The sequence below is a fragment of the Proteiniphilum propionicum genome (genome assembly GCF_022267555.1).
Classification (GTDB): Bacteria; Bacteroidota; Bacteroidia; order Bacteroidales; family Dysgonomonadaceae; genus Proteiniphilum; species Proteiniphilum propionicum.
Window position 1 is genome coordinate 1479060 of sequence record NZ_CP073586.1, and the last position, 20252, is coordinate 1499311.

General features: G+C 39.9%; 13 protein-coding genes. All 13 read left to right on the forward strand.

Annotated elements, in window-relative coordinates:
- Positions 1-8 precede the first annotated feature (8 nt).
- The 13 genes from KDN43_RS05900 (at position 9) to KDN43_RS05960 (ending at position 20230) form a co-directional block, all read left to right on the forward strand.
- On the forward strand, positions 9-3338 hold the full coding sequence (locus KDN43_RS05900) for a type 1 glutamine amidotransferase family protein (protein WP_238868728.1): 3330 nt from the start codon (positions 9-11) through the stop codon (positions 3336-3338).
- A 197-nt stretch (positions 3339-3535) separates the two neighbouring features.
- Positions 3536-4951, forward strand: a complete 1416-nt coding sequence (locus KDN43_RS05905) for a Gfo/Idh/MocA family protein (protein ID WP_238868729.1) — start codon at positions 3536-3538, stop codon at positions 4949-4951.
- Positions 4952-5138: 187 nt separating this feature from the next.
- Positions 5139-5309 (forward strand): hypothetical protein, encoded by a 171-nt coding sequence (locus KDN43_RS05910; protein WP_238868730.1) that lies wholly within the window; start codon positions 5139-5141, stop codon positions 5307-5309.
- A gap of 43 nt (positions 5310-5352) precedes the next feature.
- Positions 5353-5589 (forward strand): PIG-L deacetylase family protein, encoded by a 237-nt coding sequence (locus KDN43_RS05915; protein ID WP_256448733.1) that lies wholly within the window; start codon positions 5353-5355, stop codon positions 5587-5589.
- A gap of 615 nt (positions 5590-6204) precedes the next feature.
- The gene (locus KDN43_RS05920; RefSeq protein ID WP_238868734.1) at positions 6205-6807 is read left to right on the forward strand and encodes a DUF4468 domain-containing protein; all 603 of its coding nucleotides are present in this window, start codon (positions 6205-6207) and stop codon (positions 6805-6807) included.
- Positions 6808-6841: 34 nt separating this feature from the next.
- Entirely contained in the window at positions 6842-8215 is a 1374-nt protein-coding gene (locus KDN43_RS05925) for a ligand-binding sensor domain-containing protein (RefSeq protein ID WP_238868739.1), read from the forward strand.
- Between the two features lie 689 nt (positions 8216-8904).
- Positions 8905-10980, forward strand: a complete 2076-nt coding sequence (locus KDN43_RS05930) for an alpha-galactosidase (RefSeq protein ID WP_238868743.1) — start codon at positions 8905-8907, stop codon at positions 10978-10980.
- 1 nt (position 10981) lies between these two features.
- Positions 10982-12349 (forward strand): DegT/DnrJ/EryC1/StrS family aminotransferase, encoded by a 1368-nt coding sequence (locus tag KDN43_RS05935; protein ID WP_238868745.1) that lies wholly within the window; start codon positions 10982-10984, stop codon positions 12347-12349.
- 7 nt (positions 12350-12356) lie between these two features.
- Positions 12357-13724, forward strand: coding sequence for a neutral/alkaline non-lysosomal ceramidase N-terminal domain-containing protein (locus KDN43_RS05940; RefSeq protein ID WP_238868748.1), 1368 nt, complete (start codon positions 12357-12359; stop codon positions 13722-13724).
- A gap of 11 nt (positions 13725-13735) precedes the next feature.
- A complete protein-coding gene (locus KDN43_RS05945; RefSeq protein WP_238868750.1) occupies positions 13736-14656 on the forward strand; it encodes a hypothetical protein in 921 nt (306 codons plus the stop codon).
- A 139-nt stretch (positions 14657-14795) separates the two neighbouring features.
- A complete protein-coding gene (locus tag KDN43_RS05950) occupies positions 14796-16169 on the forward strand; it encodes a DegT/DnrJ/EryC1/StrS family aminotransferase (protein WP_238868752.1) in 1374 nt (457 codons plus the stop codon).
- 95 nt (positions 16170-16264) lie between these two features.
- A complete protein-coding gene (locus KDN43_RS05955) occupies positions 16265-17686 on the forward strand; it encodes a hypothetical protein (protein ID WP_238868754.1) in 1422 nt (473 codons plus the stop codon).
- Positions 17687-17821: 135 nt separating this feature from the next.
- A complete protein-coding gene (locus KDN43_RS05960) occupies positions 17822-20230 on the forward strand; it encodes an alpha/beta hydrolase (protein ID WP_238868756.1) in 2409 nt (802 codons plus the stop codon).
- The last annotated feature ends 22 nt before the right edge of the window (positions 20231-20252 follow it).

A 20252-nucleotide genomic window follows, 5' to 3' on the forward strand; every position in this document is an offset into this window, starting at 1 on the left:
AAAAACCAATGAAGAGATCAATAATATTTTTTTTCTTTCTTGCATCCATAATAACAGGAACATTACACGCACAAAAGATAATAAAAGGGAAAGAGTCTCCCCTTGAGATTGCCCATACACGTAATATAGAAGTAAAATGGAAAGGGGAAATTCTGATTTGCAGCGACTCTCTGTCCTGGATAACAGACCAAACGGTTGGTGACCACGCTGATACTTTTATGGTCACACGTGAAAATGGCTGGCAAACCGTTAATGTTTGGAATAGTAAAGCTGTTGCTCCATACCGCAGAGAGATGGGACTATCTCCTGACAGTAAGAAGATAGAGCTGACTTTTCAGGTACATCAGGATGCCCTGATGGACAGTTACCCTTCTCCAGACATTACTTATAAAATTCTGGTACCTGCTGCTACATTGGCAAATTCAACATGGGATGCTTTGACGGGACGTTCACAAAACGCCCGCTGGAGCAGCGGTAATTTTGATGTTGCCATGCCCGATGGGATTATCACAACCGGAACCCGGTGGATCACTTTCAACACCCCGAAAGGAGCAATTACTTTCGATTTTAATCCGCACGGAGTTGGCACTTATTATGTAGCTGGTATAAATACTATGGTGGCGCAATGGACAGTAGCGAAAAAAGGAGATGCAATTGAACTTTCATTTTCTACTTCCGCCACGCAATATGGTGGAGATCTAACTAGTAAGCTAACTCTTTTTGAGGGAGGTAAAAATGATTATGCAAACCATCATGCAGCCACCTTTTATCACTATTTTTCGGAACTTAAGAAAGAGAAACTGTTCTCATTTAACGACAGGGCAGGTAATGATTTTACCAACGCTGGAACAACACGGTATGATTCCGGGGCAGGTTATGGATGGCAAATTACCAAAGGGATCTCTATCGAAGGAGACGGGCGACCCGGGGCATTATATGCCGCTTGCTCCTCTTCAAGCCCCAACACTTTTACTACCGATGGATTGCGCCCGGGATTATACCTTATCACAATAAAATCAAGCGCATTGCATAAGGGAAAGGGCCCTTTTTCTATCATATTCGACGGGGAACCAATTTACAATGACATTACAATTAACAAAGGTAAAATGTCAGAAATCACCCTTGTTCAATGGATAGAGGATGGTAACGCTGACATCAGTTTTGCAGGTGATTGGGCAGTCAGCGTCATTGGGTTTCAATTGTTTTTGCATCGTGAAGAAGATTATCAGTTCAGACGGGGGAACTGGTTGAAAAAAGAGGGTTTTTGCCCGGGTATCCTCTTTGCAAATTATTACGACACTCCTCCTGTTTACGGTAAAGCGCTTGCATTTTCCTCGCTTGCGGGTGAGATAGGTGAATCGGCAGAGATACCCCCATTTCCGGATCTGGGTACGGCATTGCCAGATCAGCAGGCAAAGGAACTGGCCTGGAGGTTCAATAGCCCGTTGGGAACGATGGGGCCTGACAACTGGGGCACCTTTAATGAATTTAATACACCTGAAAAAATCAAGAAAAGGTTAGAGCAGGTCAAAAACAGTGGAGTGAACGCGGTGATATTGAATGGGTTCCTTTCAAGACACACCTATTCAGCACATTTGAAACGGGTGGAGGAAAACATCAGGCAAACTGTGGAAATAGCTCATCAAAAGAGAATGAAGATTATCGATCACCAGGACCTCACCATCTTATGGAATGCCGATATGGGATTCCGGTTTCTGGCTGCAAATCCAGGTTACCTGCAGCATAATCATACCAATGGGTTGCCTACATGGGGATTGTGTCCCGTAAATACCGATTTTAAGTATGGATACTTCTTCCCCTATATCTCTGAGCATATTAAAAATACCAATATCGATGGTTTTATGCTGGATGAGACGGCGTTTCATTTTGCGAATTTTTGTAATTGCTCCCATTGCAGGAAATCATTTACCGATATTACCGGATTGGTATTGCCGGATGATGAAACCAATCCGCTGTTGCATAATAAATCATCAAAATTATGGAAAACCTGGATTGAATGGCGAAAATATGCCATGGCTCAATGGAGGATTGATCTGAGCAACCTTACTCACCGCATCAACCCCTATTTTTCAAACCTGGAATACTACTCTGAAGGGGGGTTTTTAGCCAATTCAGCCTCTTACGGACAGGGGGGGGACCTGCCCTTGAGTGCCAGGTCGAAAGACTTTTTAGGCACCGAGATCATGAGCCGCGACGTATGGGACGACTACCGTTATAATTTCACCAGCAGGAATATGTATAACAGTTTGAGGGAAACATACGGATCCCCTGTTTTTGGGCTGGTCTATCCAGTAGGAGTATTTAACTATGCACTTATTGGATGGGCGATGAACAATATGTTCGGACAAGTAACCTGGTCCTTGGTCGATTTTGAAGAGAATGAAAAGATGAATCCATATACTGGCTGGGAAGAAAATATGAATAAGGTAACATCTGTCCCCTATACCGATATTGCAGTGGTGTTTTCACGATCGACAAGGGATTGGTCTGCAAAAAACACGGGCAATTATCCCAAAGAAATAATGGGAACCGGTCAATTCCTGGCTTCAAGGCATATACCCCATACTTTTATTCTGGATGATGCGATAACCAGTCAGGATATTTCGAGGTTCAGGGTACTGTTGGCACCGGGAATGGATTGTATTTCCGATGCACAGGAAAGTATATTAAAACAATTTATCTTTAACGGTGGCACCCTACTCCTTACGGGAGAGTCGGGAGTGCTGACACCGTACGGTGAAGTCAGGGATAAACGGGCATTTTGCGATATCCTCACCGAAAGACTCTTAGCTGAAACCACTAAAACAGATTTGATGGAAGTGAAATATGGCAAAGGGAGAATAATATATAGCATGGATAAAAGTATGATGAACGAATTTTGCCCGTCGATCAGAGATACCGATATGATTTACCGCTTTACCCCTGATCCGAAAATAACTGCATTCAACGAAAGAATAATAGAGAATACGGTTGGAACGATGAAGTTCAAGTCGATATCAATTCCATCAAAAGTGCTTGTAACAGCTTATAAGGATACAGAAAAGGGCGCTGTAATGGTTCATTTGCTGAATGCTACGGGAGTAAAGTCAAAGCATGGTGATGTGCTTCCCCTTGCTGCTCCAGCTTGGGAGCCGATCAATGAAGATATAAGTTTCGAGATTACATTGCCGTCTTTCAAAAAGGCCTATTATACTTCGCCCGATGCGGAAGGACACAAAAAAGTGGATGTTGAAAAAACAGGAAAGAACCGTTACAAAGTTATTGTGCCCAGAGGCACAGTGGATAAATATGGTATTGTATATCTTCTTCAGGAATAATATATGAAACCGACATCGTTTAAAATAATCACCACTATTGATTGTGAATTAAATTCGCTTGAAATTCGACAAAAGTCGATTAATAATGATAAATGGTGAGTTCGTCAACAAAAGAACAATTCTCTTGTAGCTATCCTGTATTTTAACATTTTTAATTAAGAATAAAAATCACTCGGAAATTTGGACGTTGAAAAAGCATGAAAACAAACAGACGACATTTTTTAAAACAGATAACAGCAGGAGGCATTGGCTTCGGTTTTATCCCCGGCCTATATGCTGAAGGATCCATTTCAGATAGATTTGAAACCTTATCTAAGGGGACAGGAAGAAAACAATATTTTAATATGTGCGGTTACCGGGCTCCCAAGCTGGATATTGTACGTTTAGGATTTATTGGGATAGGGAATCGCGGTTATTCGAACCTGAATCATATGACCTTCCTGGAAGGCGTGCAAATAAAGGCGGTTTGCGATATTGTACAATTCCGTATTGACAGTGTTCAGCAGTTGCTTAGAAAACGGGGATTACCGGAAGCACAGGTATATACCGGAAGTGAAGATGCCTGGAAAAAAGTATGTGAAAATCCTGATATTGATTTAATTAGTATTGCCGTTCCAAGAGGCCCGCTCCATGCACTCATATCTGTGTATGCGATGAAATGTGGTAAGCATGTGGCTGTTGAGGTACCAGCCATATCCACCGTTGACGAGGCCTGGGAAGTGGTTGAGGTATCAGAGAAGACAAAAAAGCATTGCTACATGATGGAAAACTGTTGCTATGATTTCTTCGAGCTGCTAACATTAAACATGGCGCGGCAAGGATTTTTCGGAGATATTATCCATGCCGATGCTGCTTATATTCATCACCAGTCAATTCATGAAAAGACAAAAGATTTAAACATGTGGCGTTTGGAAGAAAGCCAGCGTCATAACGGAAATCTGTACCCCACACACGGATTAGGTCCCGTTTGTCAGATCATGGACATTAACAGAGGAGATAAACTGAACTACATGACCTCGATGTCTTCAAATGATTTTATGCTTGGGAAGAAAGTTTCTGAACTGGCAAAAAACGATCAGTTTTATAAAAAGTATGATACCAACTCCTACAGAGGAAATATAAATACCTCTATAATCAGAACGGAGAAAGGGCGAACCATAATGCTTCAGCACGATACTACCAGTCCCCGGGTCTATTCCCGTATACACATGATCAGTGGTACAAAAGGTGCTGCCCAAAAATATCCTGAGCCAGGCAGGATTTCACTTGGTAGTAAATGGCTTGATGATGAAGAGATGAATAAAATTAACGACCAGTATAAGCCGGAGATAGTAAAACGAATTGGAGAAATGGCCCAAAAAGTGGGGGGGCACGGTGGAATGGACTTTTTAATGACATGGCGGCTTATTGATTGTTTGAGAAACGGGCTTCCGATGGATATTGATGTGTATGATGCTGCTGCCTGGAGCGTGATTATTCCGTTAAGTGAAAAATCAGTGTCAAACCATTCAAAACCTGTTGAAATACCCGACTTTACACGCGGTGCCTGGAGAACAAATTATCCTGTGGACATATCCTTATTGGAAGGAAATACAACAACTATAAGATTGTAGATTAAGCAGATAAGATTACAAAACATATAGGTTATTTTTTATCAATTCGACAAGCAAAAAATTAATTGGTAAAAGCTATAATCTAAATTGTTATGAGTATGCACTATTTAAAAAATAAGTTCATAATTATTCTTCAGAGGATATCGCTGTAGCTGCCTTATTTTTTGAAAACGGCGCTATTGCCACTGTGGATTCCTATTTTTGTATTCCGGATAACAGCAGTAAAAATATTTTTGAACTTTATGGTTCTAAAGGAAGTATTCTTGCCAGAAAAACAATTGGACAAGGTGAGTTTGGAGAAATAATTGCTTCTTGTTGCGAAGCTGCAAAAAGCAAGGAAGTTAAGGATATTGTCTAATATAAAAGTTTAAACACAAATCAATGGGAAAAAAGTATTAGCAATTTTTGCACACCCGGATGATGTTGAAATGATGTGTGCCGGAACGCTCTCTTTATTGAAAAATGCAGGTTGGGATAATCATATGGCAACGATGACTCCCGGAGATAAAGGCAGTGCCGTGCATACAAGAGAGGAGATAGCTTCCATTAGAAGATTAGAGGCCAAAACTGCCGCAGAAACTACAGGGGCATCCTATTATTGTCTTGGCTTAGAAGATTTGTTTGTTTTTTTACAATGAAGAATACATGTAACCATCGGCGGCATAAAAAATATTCACGGACTAATACCCACAACTTCCACATGGATGTTTGCACATAATGTATATAATCTGGTGAGTTATCTTGTATTCACTCTGTCAAACCCCGAAGCTCGTGATTGAAATATCCTCCGATGGGTCATTTCCCATATATTGGTTATATATTTACTTTTCGAATCGAAAATATACGATGTCTCGCTATCCCAGGTACTAATATAATATCAATGATAAATTTTATATGGATAAATTGACGTTTTTTGAGGGGAATTCAACGTGAAGATAGATTTATAGAGTAATTTATGTGATAAATTTGTAGTTGTAATTTATATTTTTTTGTAAATGGCCTTGGGTTTATAAAAAAAAACATAGTTTTGTAAAAAAAAGTTTTTTATTATACAGGAATATAGTTTTCGACTAAGTAAGTGAAGTAAGATCTCATCACTATGTATGATGAAAGTAGAAAGGCTGAAAGCCGGCAGTTTATGAGAAAAATGAATTGAAACAACCTTTTAGGGTTACTTGTAAAATGGGTAAACAGATAGGACTCATTACTATTTAGAGCTTTAAATAATTGCTAATCAGTTAAATCAAATGTTTATGCGTAATATTTCAAAATTTTTATCAAGAAGAGGTTTTATCGCTAAGCTTTGTTTGTTTTTCATCTTTTTCCCCTCTTCAATGGGATTTGCACAGTCTATTCAATTCTCAAAAGATTCGATCCCTGTGGTTGACGGAGAAGTTGTTTTTTTAGCTAAGTTTGAATACGAGTTAAATAAAAATGAGTTCTTTAGAAGAACATATTCTTATTTGAATGATAAGCTGGATCCGTATTCCGGTGCGTTTCTTATAAATAATGAAGATTCCACCATTTGTCTTATAACAGATTATCTCGAGATATCGTCTAATCCTATAGCTGTATTTGGCATGTATATAACCTATAACATGCACTTGACATATAATGAAGGAAATTGTACTATGGCTATCAGTAACATTTCTTATATGGAGAAGGGATATTTTGAATCACAGGAGAAAAGTAAACGCAAACTGAACATGCCCAAATACTCTGGAAAAGATATTATGGTCGATAAAAACTACACCAGGTTAATGACGCAAAACGCTTCAGGAAAAATTACAGAAGCAACAGTTGAAAGAGTTAATGAAATTATAAAAAATTTAGATTTATCTTTTATGAGAAAATAATTAAATATATAGTATTAATAAAAAACTAACGAAAATGAAGAAAACTATTTTTATTCCTATTTTAATGCTGCTTTTTTTGGCCGGTTGCAATAAAAGTCAGACCAACTCTGCCGTTAATAAAAGTGCAGATAAGTCTGAAAACCCAGCCACACTTGTTGCAAAGAGGTATTTTTCAGGATTTGATGATGCACATGATACCTACAATGCGATATCAAAAGCAAGTGACGGAAAAATATACTATGTATTATCTTCTACCAGGCACGATGTGGGAGGACAATTCTATAGCTACGACCCACTGACTGATAAAACAGAATTTGTGGCAGATTTATCCGAAGCTTTAGGCGAAAAAGAACAAAAATATATTGCACAGGGTAAAAGCCACGTAGAATTCTACGAGAAAGATAATAAATTGTATTTTGCTACTCACCTTGGATATTACCAGATGATTGACGGAGCAGAGAATGTACCAACAGTGGCTCCTGAAGGTTACCAATTATACCCCGGAGGACACTTTCTTTATTATGACTTAAATACAAAAGAGATTAAGAGCCTGTCGCTGGCTCCCGAAGGTGAGGGTATAATTACCATGGTAATGGACAAGGAACGTGATCAGTTATATGGACTCACATGGCCGAAAGGATTGCTGATTCATCATGATATAAAATCAGGAACCCTTCGTAATTTAGGGCCTGTGACTAAAGCCGGAGAAACGAAGTTGGGTACAGATGACTTCAGGGTAATATGTCGTTCGATGTTTGTGGATCCACGCGATGGAAATGTATATTATTCTACTGCAGAAGGGGATATATATTACTACAACCCGTCTCTGGCTGCTCCGGAAAAACTTGAAGGTGTTGATCTGCGGATTGACTACTTTGGTTCCTATGATCCTAAAGATGCGGGCAGCATGGGCTACAACTGGAGAAAAATATATTGGTATGAACCGGAAAACAAAGCATATGGGGTACATGGTAATTCCGGCTACCTGTTCACTTTTGATCCGAAAGAAAAGAAAATTGAGGTAATAGATCGTATCACTTCCGAGCCGTCAAAGAAAAGTGGAATGTTTGACCAGTTCAGCTATGGATACCTTGGTTTCACGATAGATAAAAACGGAATAATCCATTACTTAACCGGAGCCCCTATCTATGAAAACGGAAAAAGAGTTACAGGGCTTGATAAAATTAACATGGGAGCGGCAAAAGGACTGGAACATCTCCACCTTGTTACTTACGATATTACGAAAAAAGAATATAAAGATATGGGACCGGTGTTTTATGAAGACGGAGCCTATCCCACTTATGTAAACTCTATTGCTATAGACGATGCCGGAAACGTATATACACTGGCACGTTTCATGCACGATGGAAAAGAGATAGAGGATTTGATTAAAATTCAATTACCGTGACTTGAATAATCCGCAGTATTGAATTTCAGACTATAAGATTTATTGACACTTTTTGTGCAAAGTCTTAAGTGATTTGAAATTTTTCAGCCTGATTATGGATTGTGCAAAATACTCTTTGCACAATCCTTTTTGGGTTAATATATAATTAAAATTGTTACTCAAGCAAAATGCCCGGTCGGTGAAATATTTGTTTGATTGAAGATGTCAAAAAACACATTATAACCTTACTTTATCGATACGCTTACCGAAGAGGTAACATTATAATGTTCAATACAGAATGCCAAGCATTGTTTATTCTCACAGTAGTATTTTTTAGGGAGAATTCCGGTGATATCTTTATTAACGGGATAAAGGTTCTGTTGATTAAATGGATCAGATAATTTGTTAGAATAATTAATGACTTTAAATTATGTTTTTGCGATTTATGAGGAAGAAAATGCGGTAACTCAAACTCCTATTTCGTTATTAATTTTTTTCTTTGTACATAGTGTGTAATTTAAAAACAACAAATTTACAAATTGACCCGGATGTTATTTTATAATTTGCATCAATCGTCACAGAGATAGCTATAAGAGTAGTAGAAGTCCCGGCTCTTATAAAGTTTTGCAAAACCGGGAGTTAATGCTCTGTAGAGTGTTCGTGATTATAAGAAAATTCCCTGGTGATGGATGGATAAATTTTACAACATAATGATTATCAGATTAGTCACCTTATTGTTTTTGCAACTAGCTGCTTTTCAGCTGGTAGCAGAGACATCTATCTGTTACCGTGATTGCATTGTCATGCAAAAAGGGGATTCCCTAGTGGTCGAAAATTCACAGATAAAACGCGTATATCATTTAAATCAAGGGAATCTGATTACCAGGTATATTCAGAATAAAACGAACCGGTTTGTATGGCAATCACAGTCTGAGTCACCCGATATGAGCCTTCCGGGATATAATAGCTCTTCTGCCCTTGTATCTTTCAACAGCTATGTGGTAGCTGAAAGCTCATTAAGAGAGGCGTATGTGGAAGTTGAAATCATATATGACATCAAAAAGTTGCTCATAAAGCGTGTAATCAGGCTATATCCCGAGTCACCTGTAGTGGGGAATGATTTCTATTTCAAGGGCAATATGTCCAATATCGGATGGTATGATAAACAGTTTATAGATAATGAACTGACGGATGTGAGATTTGTCGCTTCCCGTAAAACGGCAAATCGAATACCAGTACTGGAAAGTGTATCCTTTCAGGGAAAACATTGGCAGTATAGGATTATAAGTCTGTTTGAGATGACAGATCATCTGAACAGCCTGGTAATGGTGAACGACTATCAGTCTTACAATGAGAGGCTTTATAAGGGGAATCTGTTGTTTGCCCTCAATAATGAAAATGAACAGGGTTTCTTTATTCTTAAGGAATCTCCCTCTTCTCTTGCGCAGTTGAAGTATCCTTCAGCCGATTATCTGGCTTCATTCGGAAATGTTAAGGCCATTGGCCTGGGAATAGATGAGAATGATATTAGTACAGACAAATGGACCCGTGGATATTCGACCGTTTTCGGTATTTTTTCTCAAAATGAGTATAATGCTCTTGTTAATCTGAAAGCATATCAGTCAAAAATAAGAAAGATTATCTCTGACAGAGACGAAATGATTATGATGAATACCTGGGGTGATCGCGGGGTTGGAAAACGCATCAATGAAGAATATATCCTCAGTGAGCTGGAGTTATGTCATAGGTTAGGGATAACCCATTTTCAGATTGATGACGGATGGCAAGCTGGTAAAAGCCCTGCTACAACAAGTGGCGGTTCGTTCGATAAAATTTGGGAGAGGTCTGACTATTGGATTCCCGATCCGGTCAATTTCCCAAAAGGATTGAAAAATGTTGTTGAAAAAGGGCGAGAGCTTGGAATAGAAGTATGTTTGTGGTTTAATCCGAGTTATACCGATAATTATGATGACTGGTTGCAGGATGCAAAAGTTCTGATCTCGTTAAACAGGAAATATGGAATCAGGACTTTCAAAATTGACGGATTAAGAATTCATAACAAACTCTCTGAAGAGAGGGTAGACAGCCTTCTTTCCACAGTTTCGGAGGCATTAAATCATGATGTGGTTTTTAATCTGGACGTTACTGCAGATAAACGATTCGGTTATTTCTACAAGAACAGTTTTGGAAATATTTTTCTTGAAAACAGATATACCGATTTAGGAAATTATTTTCCTTACTGGACTTTGAGAAATTTATGGACATTGTCGAAATATGTTCCTTCCCGTAATTTGCAGATTGAGTTTTTGAATAAATGGCGTAATAATGAAAAATATGGAAACGATTCTTTTGCCCCCGGAAATTACGATTTTGAATACCTTTTTGCGATTACTATGATGGCACAGCCCCTTGCGTGGATGGAAGCACATAATCTGCCGGAAGAGGCTTTTGCACTTAAACATATATTGAATGTGTATAAGAAAATCCAATATGATTTGCACAGTGGTGTAATACTGCCAATCGGCGATGTACCGTCCGGAAAATCATGGACAGGTTTTCAAAGCATTAAAGATGGATACGGTTATTTTTTAATATTCAGGGAAAACAACAAAAATAAAACTATGCAATTGAATACATGGTTAAAACCAGGGACAAGCATTGAATTGGAAAGGATTTTGGGTGAAGGTGATAATTTTCACGTAAAAGCGGGTGAAGATGGACAAATTAGTTTTAAATTAGTAACGGAGAACAGCTATTCACTTTATAAATACAAAATAGTGCAATAATATGAACAGAAGAAAGTTTATCAAAAAAAGCATAGTTGGAGGCACGTCTTTACTTGCTGTCTCAAACATTAACATGGCAAATACCTGGGCTCAGAGTGATAATAAAAGTAAAGTGCCTGCCATCTTGGGTGGCCAGAAATCATATACGGGACAGTGGCCTGTATGGCCCGAGTGGAATCCAGCAACCGATGAAAAGCAACTTATTGATGTGATGCGTAGTGGTGTCTGGTCCAGGAGTAAGCTCACAGATGAATTTGAAAAAAAATGGGCACAACTAATGGGAGCTAAACGCTCTCTGGCGGTAGTAAATGGGACCAATGCACTGAACACATCATTGGCTCAGTTTGAAATTGGCTGGGGCGATGAAGTATTGGTGACGCCCTATACCTTTATTGCATCCGTATCATGTATTTTATTCAATGGAGCGATTCCTGTTTTTGTGGATGTTGATCCGGAAACGTTCCAGATGGATCCGGATAAAATAGAAGAGAAGATTACTCCTCATACCAGGGCAATTATTCCCGTGCACATTCTTGGGCTACCCTGCGATATGGAAAGAATTATGAAAATTGCCAGGAAACATGATCTACTGGTTATCGAGGATGCATGCCAGGCATGGATGGCAGAAATAAACGGGAAAAAAGTAGGGACCTTTGGAAACGCGGGATGTTTTAGTTTTCAGAATTCCAAAAACATGGCTATCGGGGAAGGGGGTGCAATTATAAGCGATGATGATAATTTTATGGATCGATGTTATTCTTACCATAACTACGGTAATCCTTACGGATCAACTGCGGGGCAGATAGGTGCAGGTACCGTCATGATCGGGACAAAGCTGCGCATTACAGAGTATCAGGCTGCGATAGGTTTGGCGCAGATGACACGATTGGTGGAACAGACCAATCAGCGTAATGATAATGCATCTTACCTCAGATCTAAAATAGAGGTCATTCCGGGAATCATGCCGTATAAATTGTACAAAAATGTGACGAAAGCAGCTTACCATCTTTTCCCATTCAGGTATAACAAGGAACATTTCAAAGGATTATCGAGAACAGAATTTCTGAATGCATTACGGGCCGAAGGTGTTCCATGTTCAAGTGGCTATAGTGAACTGAATAAAATGCCCTATCTGAAAAATGCTTTTGAGAGTAAATATTATCAGAAATTTTATCCGAAGGAAAGGTTGAATTATGATAAATATGCAGAGGAGAACAAATGTCCATTAAACGAGAAACTATGTAATGAAGAGGCTGTCTGGATCCCTCAGAACGTATTGCTTGGCACCAAAAAGGAGATGGACAATATTGCAACCGCGATTGGAAAAATTCAGCTGAATGCCGAAAAGATTGTTGCAAAAACAAAATAAGTTGAATATGATGAATAAAAGCTTCTTCCTGAAATTTTTACCAGTCATCATTGGACTGTTGATAATTTGTTTTCAAACCCACGCGGGGGAAATTGATGAAGATCAATATCTGTGGAAAGCCGGTGTTGCACGTACAGTTATTACCCCGGAGTCATCGGTATGGATGGCCGGTTATGCAAGCAGAACTTCTCCTTCGGAAGGGACGTTGCACGACCTGTGGGCTAAGGCACTATTGTTAGAAGATGCATCGGGAAATCGCTCTCTGCTAATTACCATGGATATTCTGGGTGTTCCGAAAGATTTCTCCGATGAGGTGAGAAAATGGATAAATATTAAATATGGACTGGATAATGCCCAGATCATTCTTAGCAGCTCCCATACACATTCAGGGCCGGTCATCTCTCGCGCTCTGAGGTATATTTATCCCATGAGTGAACAGGATTGGAAGGCAGTGGATCAGTATACGGAAGAGCTGAAAAAAAAACTTTTCTACCTGGTTGATCAGGCCATGAAAGAGTTGCAACCTGTAAGGATATTTACAGGTAGTGGAATTACTCGTTTTCAGGTCAACCGCCGTAACAACAAAGAAGGCAGCATAACAGCTACGTCTGAATTGAAAGGACCGAATGATTATGCTGTTCCGGTCATAAAAATTGAAACGGAAGGCAAGCAGTTGTTAGCCGTAGTATTTGGATATGCATGTCATCCAACCACATTGTCAATCAATCAATTTTCGGGCGATTATCCGGGGTTTGCCCAAATTGAGCTTGAAAAGCTTTATCCAGGTGCCACTGCTATGTTTTTCCAGGGAGCAGGAGCTGATCAGAATCCAATGCCACGCCGGAGTATCCCGCTGGCGGTACAATATGGAAAACAAATTGCCGCAGCTGTAGAGCGGGTGCTCTCCGAAGAGATGGACTTGCAGGTGAGTAAGCTTATTACAAAATATTCCGAAATAAATCTATTACTGGATGAGCCATTGCCAATTGAGGAACTTGGAGAAATTGCCAAGAAGGATGATTATCAGGCCAGATGGGCGAAAGGTATGATCTCGGAGCTGAATACGAAGGGACATTTGGCCAACTCCTATCCTTTTCCGTTAGGATATTGGCAGATAGGTGAGCAGAAGTTGTTTGTGCTTGGAGGAGAATCTGTGATATCATACAGCATAAAGTTGAAACAGTCCTTCGGAGGGCAAATCTTTGTAATGTCTTACGCTAATGATGTGATGGGTTATATACCATCAGAAGTGATCTTGGATGAGGGAGGATACGAAGGGGATATTTCACAACGGGTATATGGTTTACCTTCCAAATGGAGCAAATCATCAGAATCAGCAATTATTACCGGATTTAAAAACATTGTTACAAATTAAAAATTGACATCGTGAAAAATAATTATTTGTTATACAGTGCGTTGTTGCTTTTGATTGCTGCGTTTATTTTCGGTTGCAGCCTGTTGTTTTCCAGTTGTGGATCGACAGGAAAACTGCCGGAAGATTACTTCAAATATTCACGTGAACATAATATGATACTTGGAACCTATTCAGGCTTGCCAAGACTCTCTAACGGCCGGGCAGATCTTGATAGGCTGATTGATCAGTTGAAAGATCTGAACGCAAATACATATAATTGGCTAATATGGCAAAATGAAAACGACTGGGATGACCTGAAGCTTTTTCTTCCCATGGCATTAAAAAACAGGATCGCTGTATGGGTTTCCTTAGTGCCCCCTTCCGAGTCGAAACCAAAAGCGAAATGGAACTCTGAACCTTTTGGCCTGGACTATATCAGATGGTCGGAAGAGATCGCGAAACTTAGTGCAGATTACCCTAATCTGGTTGCTTTCAGTATTGATGATTTTGTACATAATCTTACTTTTTATACGCCTGAGTATGTCAGGAAAATGACAAAAAAAATCGATGAAATCAATCCATCACTTCAATTTATTCCCTGCTCCTATTATAGGCAGATAACGATTGATTTTGTAAAGAACTATTCACCAATGCTCGATGGAATACTGTTCCCATACAGGGCAGAGTCTGAGGGAGGTAATCTTCAAAATGCAGGATTGGTTGAGCAGGAGATTGCGAAACTGAGAAGCCTATTCAATGAGCAGATGCCAATTTACATCGATGTATATCTGACAGCTCATTCCCGTCTGGGCGCTTCAACCCCTCTGTACGTATCGGAGGTAATAAGAAGCGGGAGGGAATATGCCGATGGTGTATTGATCTATACACATCCCAATCCGGTAAATGATTCTGAAAAATATCAGATAGTGAAGGCGGGATTTACAAATAATTAGTTACCAACTTTCGCACGTTCACATATTACAGCTAAATGCTATATTGAGAACGATTTGTAACCCGTCCCCAATTCACTTTTTATCGTATGGGATAGTAATTAATTCTTGAGAAACTTGAAATAATAATATTACTTACATAATGAAAACAAACAAAATAACAAGAAGATCGTTTTTAACAACCGTATCGGCCGGTACTGCGTTAGCTGCTACTGCCGGGTCAATAGATCCGATAAAAAACATAGCTGACACATATGTAAAAGGGAGTAGTAAATTAGCGGCATTGGGAGGAGAGCCATTGGTGAAAAATAAAGTGTGGCCCAAATGGCCGTATGTTGACGAAAAGATTGTAGAGCGAATCTCAGAGACTGTTAGGAGTGGTAAATGGAACCGCATTGATAATGCCGTCAACGGCAATGTTGCACGTTTCGAAAAAGCATATGCCGACCTTCTGGGAGTAAAGGGTTGCGTAACAACCGGTTCGGGGACACAAGCACTTCATACTGTTGTAGAGGCCATGGGTTTTGGTCCCGGCGATGAGATCATAACCTCCCCATATACCGATATGGGAACTATCTCTTCAATAATAAGTGCGAGGGCGCTTCCTGTTTTAGTAGATTTGGACAGAGAGTCGTTCCAGCTTGACCCGAAAAAAGTTGAGAAAAAAGTTAACCGTAACACTAAAGCCATCATGCCGGTACATATGATGGGCCAACCGGTAGATATGTCAAGTATAATGAGCATAGCCGGGAAACATAACTTAAAAGTTATCGAGGATGCATGTCAAGCTCATCTTGCGGAGTATCAGGGCAAGCGTCTGGGGACTATTGGTGATGCCGGGTGTTTTAGTTTTCAGACAAGCAAGACTATTTGCTGCGGGGAAGGTGGTGGTATCATCAGCAACAATGAACAGTTGCTGGATGATTGTTATACTGTAATGAACCATGGGACCAGCAGGCAGGGACGTCACAAAACCATCGGGCCAAAATACCGTATGAATGAGTTTGAGGCAGCAGTACTGCTTGAACAGATCACACGTGCAGAGGAGCAATTTGAAGTACGTAACCGCAATGCTGCATATTTAAGTTCAAAGCTTAAAGGATTTAAAGGGCTTGTGCCACAGAAATTGTATAAGGGAACAACCAAAGGTTCCTTTTACCTTTACACGATGGCATATCACAAGGAACACTGGAATGGCGTTCACCGGGATGTTTTTCTAAAGGCGGTTTCTGCTGAGGGAATAAACCTGAGTCCTTATATCAGGAATGGTTTGCATAGAGAGCCTTGGACAGAAAATATTCTGGCAAGAAAAGAGTACAAAGCTATGTATACAGCAGAGAGGCTTCGTCAGTTTAAATCAGATTTGAATTTGCCTAATTGCGATTGGGTATGTGACAATATGGTGATGCTATGGGCTTCGGGGCCGTTATTGGCAACAGAGAAGGATATGGATGATGTGATAAATGCAATCATGAAGGTCTATGAGAACAGAGGACAGCTCCATCTAATCTCATAACTTTATATAACTGCCAGGTTTTGCTAGCCCTGTTATGAAACTTATTTTGTGGCAGGGTTACGATATTTAACAATATAAATTTCAATTTCACAATTATGAAAAATTACGGAGTATTTAATATTATTTTTAGTGGTATCTGTTTCCTCTATCTGAGCGGTTGTATGAATGCTCAGGAATCAACTTCAAGTGCAAAAACCTGGAGCATAGATGATGAAGGATGGATTGTTACAAAAGATGGAAAGAACGTGGAAAACAGATTCTTTGCCATCGGCACATGGCATGTGCCAGGCTATGTATTTACCCAGGAGCCCGAAGCAGACAGTCTTGCATATGTTCAAAACGAGTTGCTCTTCAAGAAAAAGACCTCACCTTTCAATATGCTGTTTATGTCGTTAGGCAACGAAAAGGAGTATATGTCGGACAAGATTCATATTTTGAATCCCTTTTCACCAATACTCCATGGTTATCTTGACAGGATAGAAAGTTTACCCGACAGCGCAGATAAAGATTATTATAGAAGCCAATATATAAAAAAGGAAGCCGACAATCCCGATTTTATTCAGTATCTCGATTCTCAGATAATTGCCTTATTGGGTAAAAAAACCCACGATAAATATATATACTCTCATATAGACGAGATAGCATTGGGAGGGGTAAGCAAATGGGCTGTTCCCCCTGCAGTAGGGACCTTGATCAACCAAAGGCTTAAAAAACATGATCCGGAAGCTCTTGTATATGTTGATCTGCTGGGACATGCCAAGGGGAGTACCTATCTTTTTGAAAAACGTTATCTCGAAAAGAATGAAACGATGCCGGCTGATCCCCCCTATAATTTGATTAGTGAGGATGCTCGCAAATGTAAATTCCCGCTGCTCGGATTTTATGAAGCTTATGACGGTACTCCAGTATATCAATTTACAAATGGAGAATACTCATATAACAAATATGATCGGGAAACGCTGATAAATATATGGAAGGAGAACATCCGGATTATTTCTGAGGATTATAAAGGAAACGGAGATGTATTCGGAATCAATGCATTTCTTGATTTCTATGCATATCCCATACTTGCAGGCATTACTGTTGATGCACTTAGAACCGGATTGGGGAGCAAAGTCCCTATATGGTTATATTTTGATGGAAATGGATATGCAAAGCCGTCGAATTTAACTCCTTCTGATTATCTGAAAATTGTAAAATGCCAGATATACACTGCAATAATACATGGTGCTACAGGAGTGCTTTTCTGGAATGACTGGTCCAAAACACCGGAAGTTTTTGACGAGCTGGTTCCAATAATGGAAGAGCTGAATAATAATCTTGCAATAATTAAGCTTAATACACTTGAAACAATGGTTGATGGGGATCAACATGTAACGATAAAAGGTGAAAAGAGTGGAAAAAAATATATTATTGCAACAAATACCAGTAAAACCGATTCAATCTCTTTTACCATGCCTGCCGGAGACATCAAGGTATTGTCTCCCATGGAGGTGTATCTTGCAGATTTGCAGTGATATGGAGGTGCTTTTGTTCTTTTAGTATAGTCCGCTTATATTCTGAGAAAGTGAACAAGCATTCATACTTTGAGCTTTCTATCAGGTTTAATGAAGGTATGCAGAATAATTTAAATATTATAAAAATTAGATGAAATGATAAGCAACAGACAGCGGAAAGTGATAAAATTGCAATTGATTTTTCTTTTTCTTTTTTGCATAGCGGGGTCAGCATTCCCAAATGCTTTATATGCTACCCCACCCGGGACAAGTGGAATAGGAATTGCTGTTTTTGATGTGGATGCTACTCCACCAATTGGCAGCAGTCTCACTTACGACCCGATGATAAATTCCGGGGAACAAACACTGAGGGCTAGGGGCATTGTGTTGTTGGGCGGAGGCGAGCCCATCGTTTTGTGTTCTGTAGACTGGATAGGAATTGCCAATGAGTCACAGGATATATTCAAGGAGGCTTTGGCTGAAGCTGCCGGCACTATCCCCAACAGGGTGGTAGTACATACTGTTCATCAGCATGATGCTCCGATATGTGATTTCACAGCTGAGAAAATTTTAAAAGATAAAAATATTCCTTCAGGTTGTTTTGACGGCACTTTTGCCCGGGAGGTAATCCGAAGGCTTCAGTCAGCTATCCACTTGTCACTTAACGACGTTAAGGAGGTAACAGATATAGGTATAGGCAGTGCGGAAGTGTATAAGGTTGCTTCAAACAGGAGGGTTTATAAAAAAGAGGGACGGATTGTGGCTATGCGTGGTTCTTCAACCAAAGATTCCATCCTCCGTTCCATGCCTGAGGGGCTGATAGATCCGGAAGTGTCGCTTGTAAGTTTCTGGAACAATAATACTCCACTGGCTGTATTAAGCTTCTATGCAACACATCCACAGAGTTATTATCTTACTAAAATAGCCAATCCTGATTTTCCAGGTATTGCCCGTTTTCTGCGCCAGTTGGCTGTGCCGGATGCCATGCACATACATTTCAACGGCGCAGGAGGTAATGTGGCAGCCGGGAAGTATAATGATGGCAGCCATGAAAACCGTTTAATCCTGGCTAGGAGAATGGCAGATGGAATGGAGCGTGCATGGAACAATACTAAAAAATACAGTGTCAGACAGGCTGACCTGGGGTGGAATACCGAAAATCTATTATTGCCCTATAGAGATAAAGTCAAAGAGATAGAGACGGAAATGAATCAAATGAACAGCCGTTTACTTGCCAACAATATGGGCCGTTTGGGCTGGTATAAGAGAAGAGTTGAAGGGAAGGGTATAGAAATAGCCTGTTTGCGGATCCATAACGCCCGTATACTATTTATGCCGGGAGAACTCTTTATTGAGTATCAACTGGCAGCTAAAAAGATGTTTCCCGATAATTTTGTTGCGATGGCTGCTTATGGCGATTATGGTCCGTTTTATATCGGAACAGAAGAAGCCTATGCTGAAGGAGGGTATGAGATTGAATCCAGTCCTGTAACCGCTGAATCGGAAAAGTTGATTCTGGCAAAGATTAAACGCCTTTTAAGCCGCAGCGTTATAAATAGCTCTTATGACCTTTTGACTTATAGAGACCGTAAAGGGAATGTCTTACCCATAACTAATAAAAATGAATGGAGCGGAAAAAGGGAGGATATACTGAAAAATATGCAACTTGTGATGGGAAAACTTCCGCAACGGCAGAAGAAAAAATTGCATGTTGAATATTCCGACACAGCTGTTTACGATACATATATCCGTTACACCATAAACTTTGAGGTGGCACCATCAGAAAAAGTGTTCGCTTATCTATACCGCCCAAAGAATATTTCGAAGTTGTTACCTGCCATACTTGCCCTTCATGGGACCGGTGCTGAAGGTAAGAAGATAATTGATGGTGCTGCCGGCATTAAAAACAGAGCCTATGCAAAAGAACTGGCAGAGAGGGGATATGTGGTTATTGCGCCGGATTATCCGAGTATGGGTGAACTGGGAAATTACGACTTCGCGAAAGACCGGTATAATTCAGGAACAATGAAAGGCATTTATAATCATATTTCCTGTATTGATCTGTTGCAGTCTCTTCCCTATGTTGATAAGAAGAGAATTGGGGTTATCGGGCACTCTTTAGGCGGTCATAACGCCCTTTTTGTAGCAGCTTTTGACCCACGAATTAAAGTTGTTGTTTCCAGCTGCGGATGGACACTCTTTGATTACTACCATGCAGGTGAAAAAAGTATTATTCAATATGGAAGCCGTTTGGGACCCTGGGCACAAGAAAGGTACATGCCCTTTATCAGAGACAAATTCGATCTGGATGCTGAAAAGATCCCTTTCGATTTTGATGAAATTATTGCAGCAATTGCTCCCAGGCCTTTTTTTTCAAATTCTCCGATATATGACCTCAATTTTTCTGTAGAAGGTGTAAGAAAGTGTGAAAGCCGTGTCAGGGAAGTCTATCGCTTTATGAATGCAGATGATGCGGTAAAATTTGTTTATCCTCGCACAGGCCACGATTTTCCCTCTGAAATAAGGGAAGATGCATACCGCTTTATCGACAACTATCTAAAATGACAAATATATAATAATTAAAAAC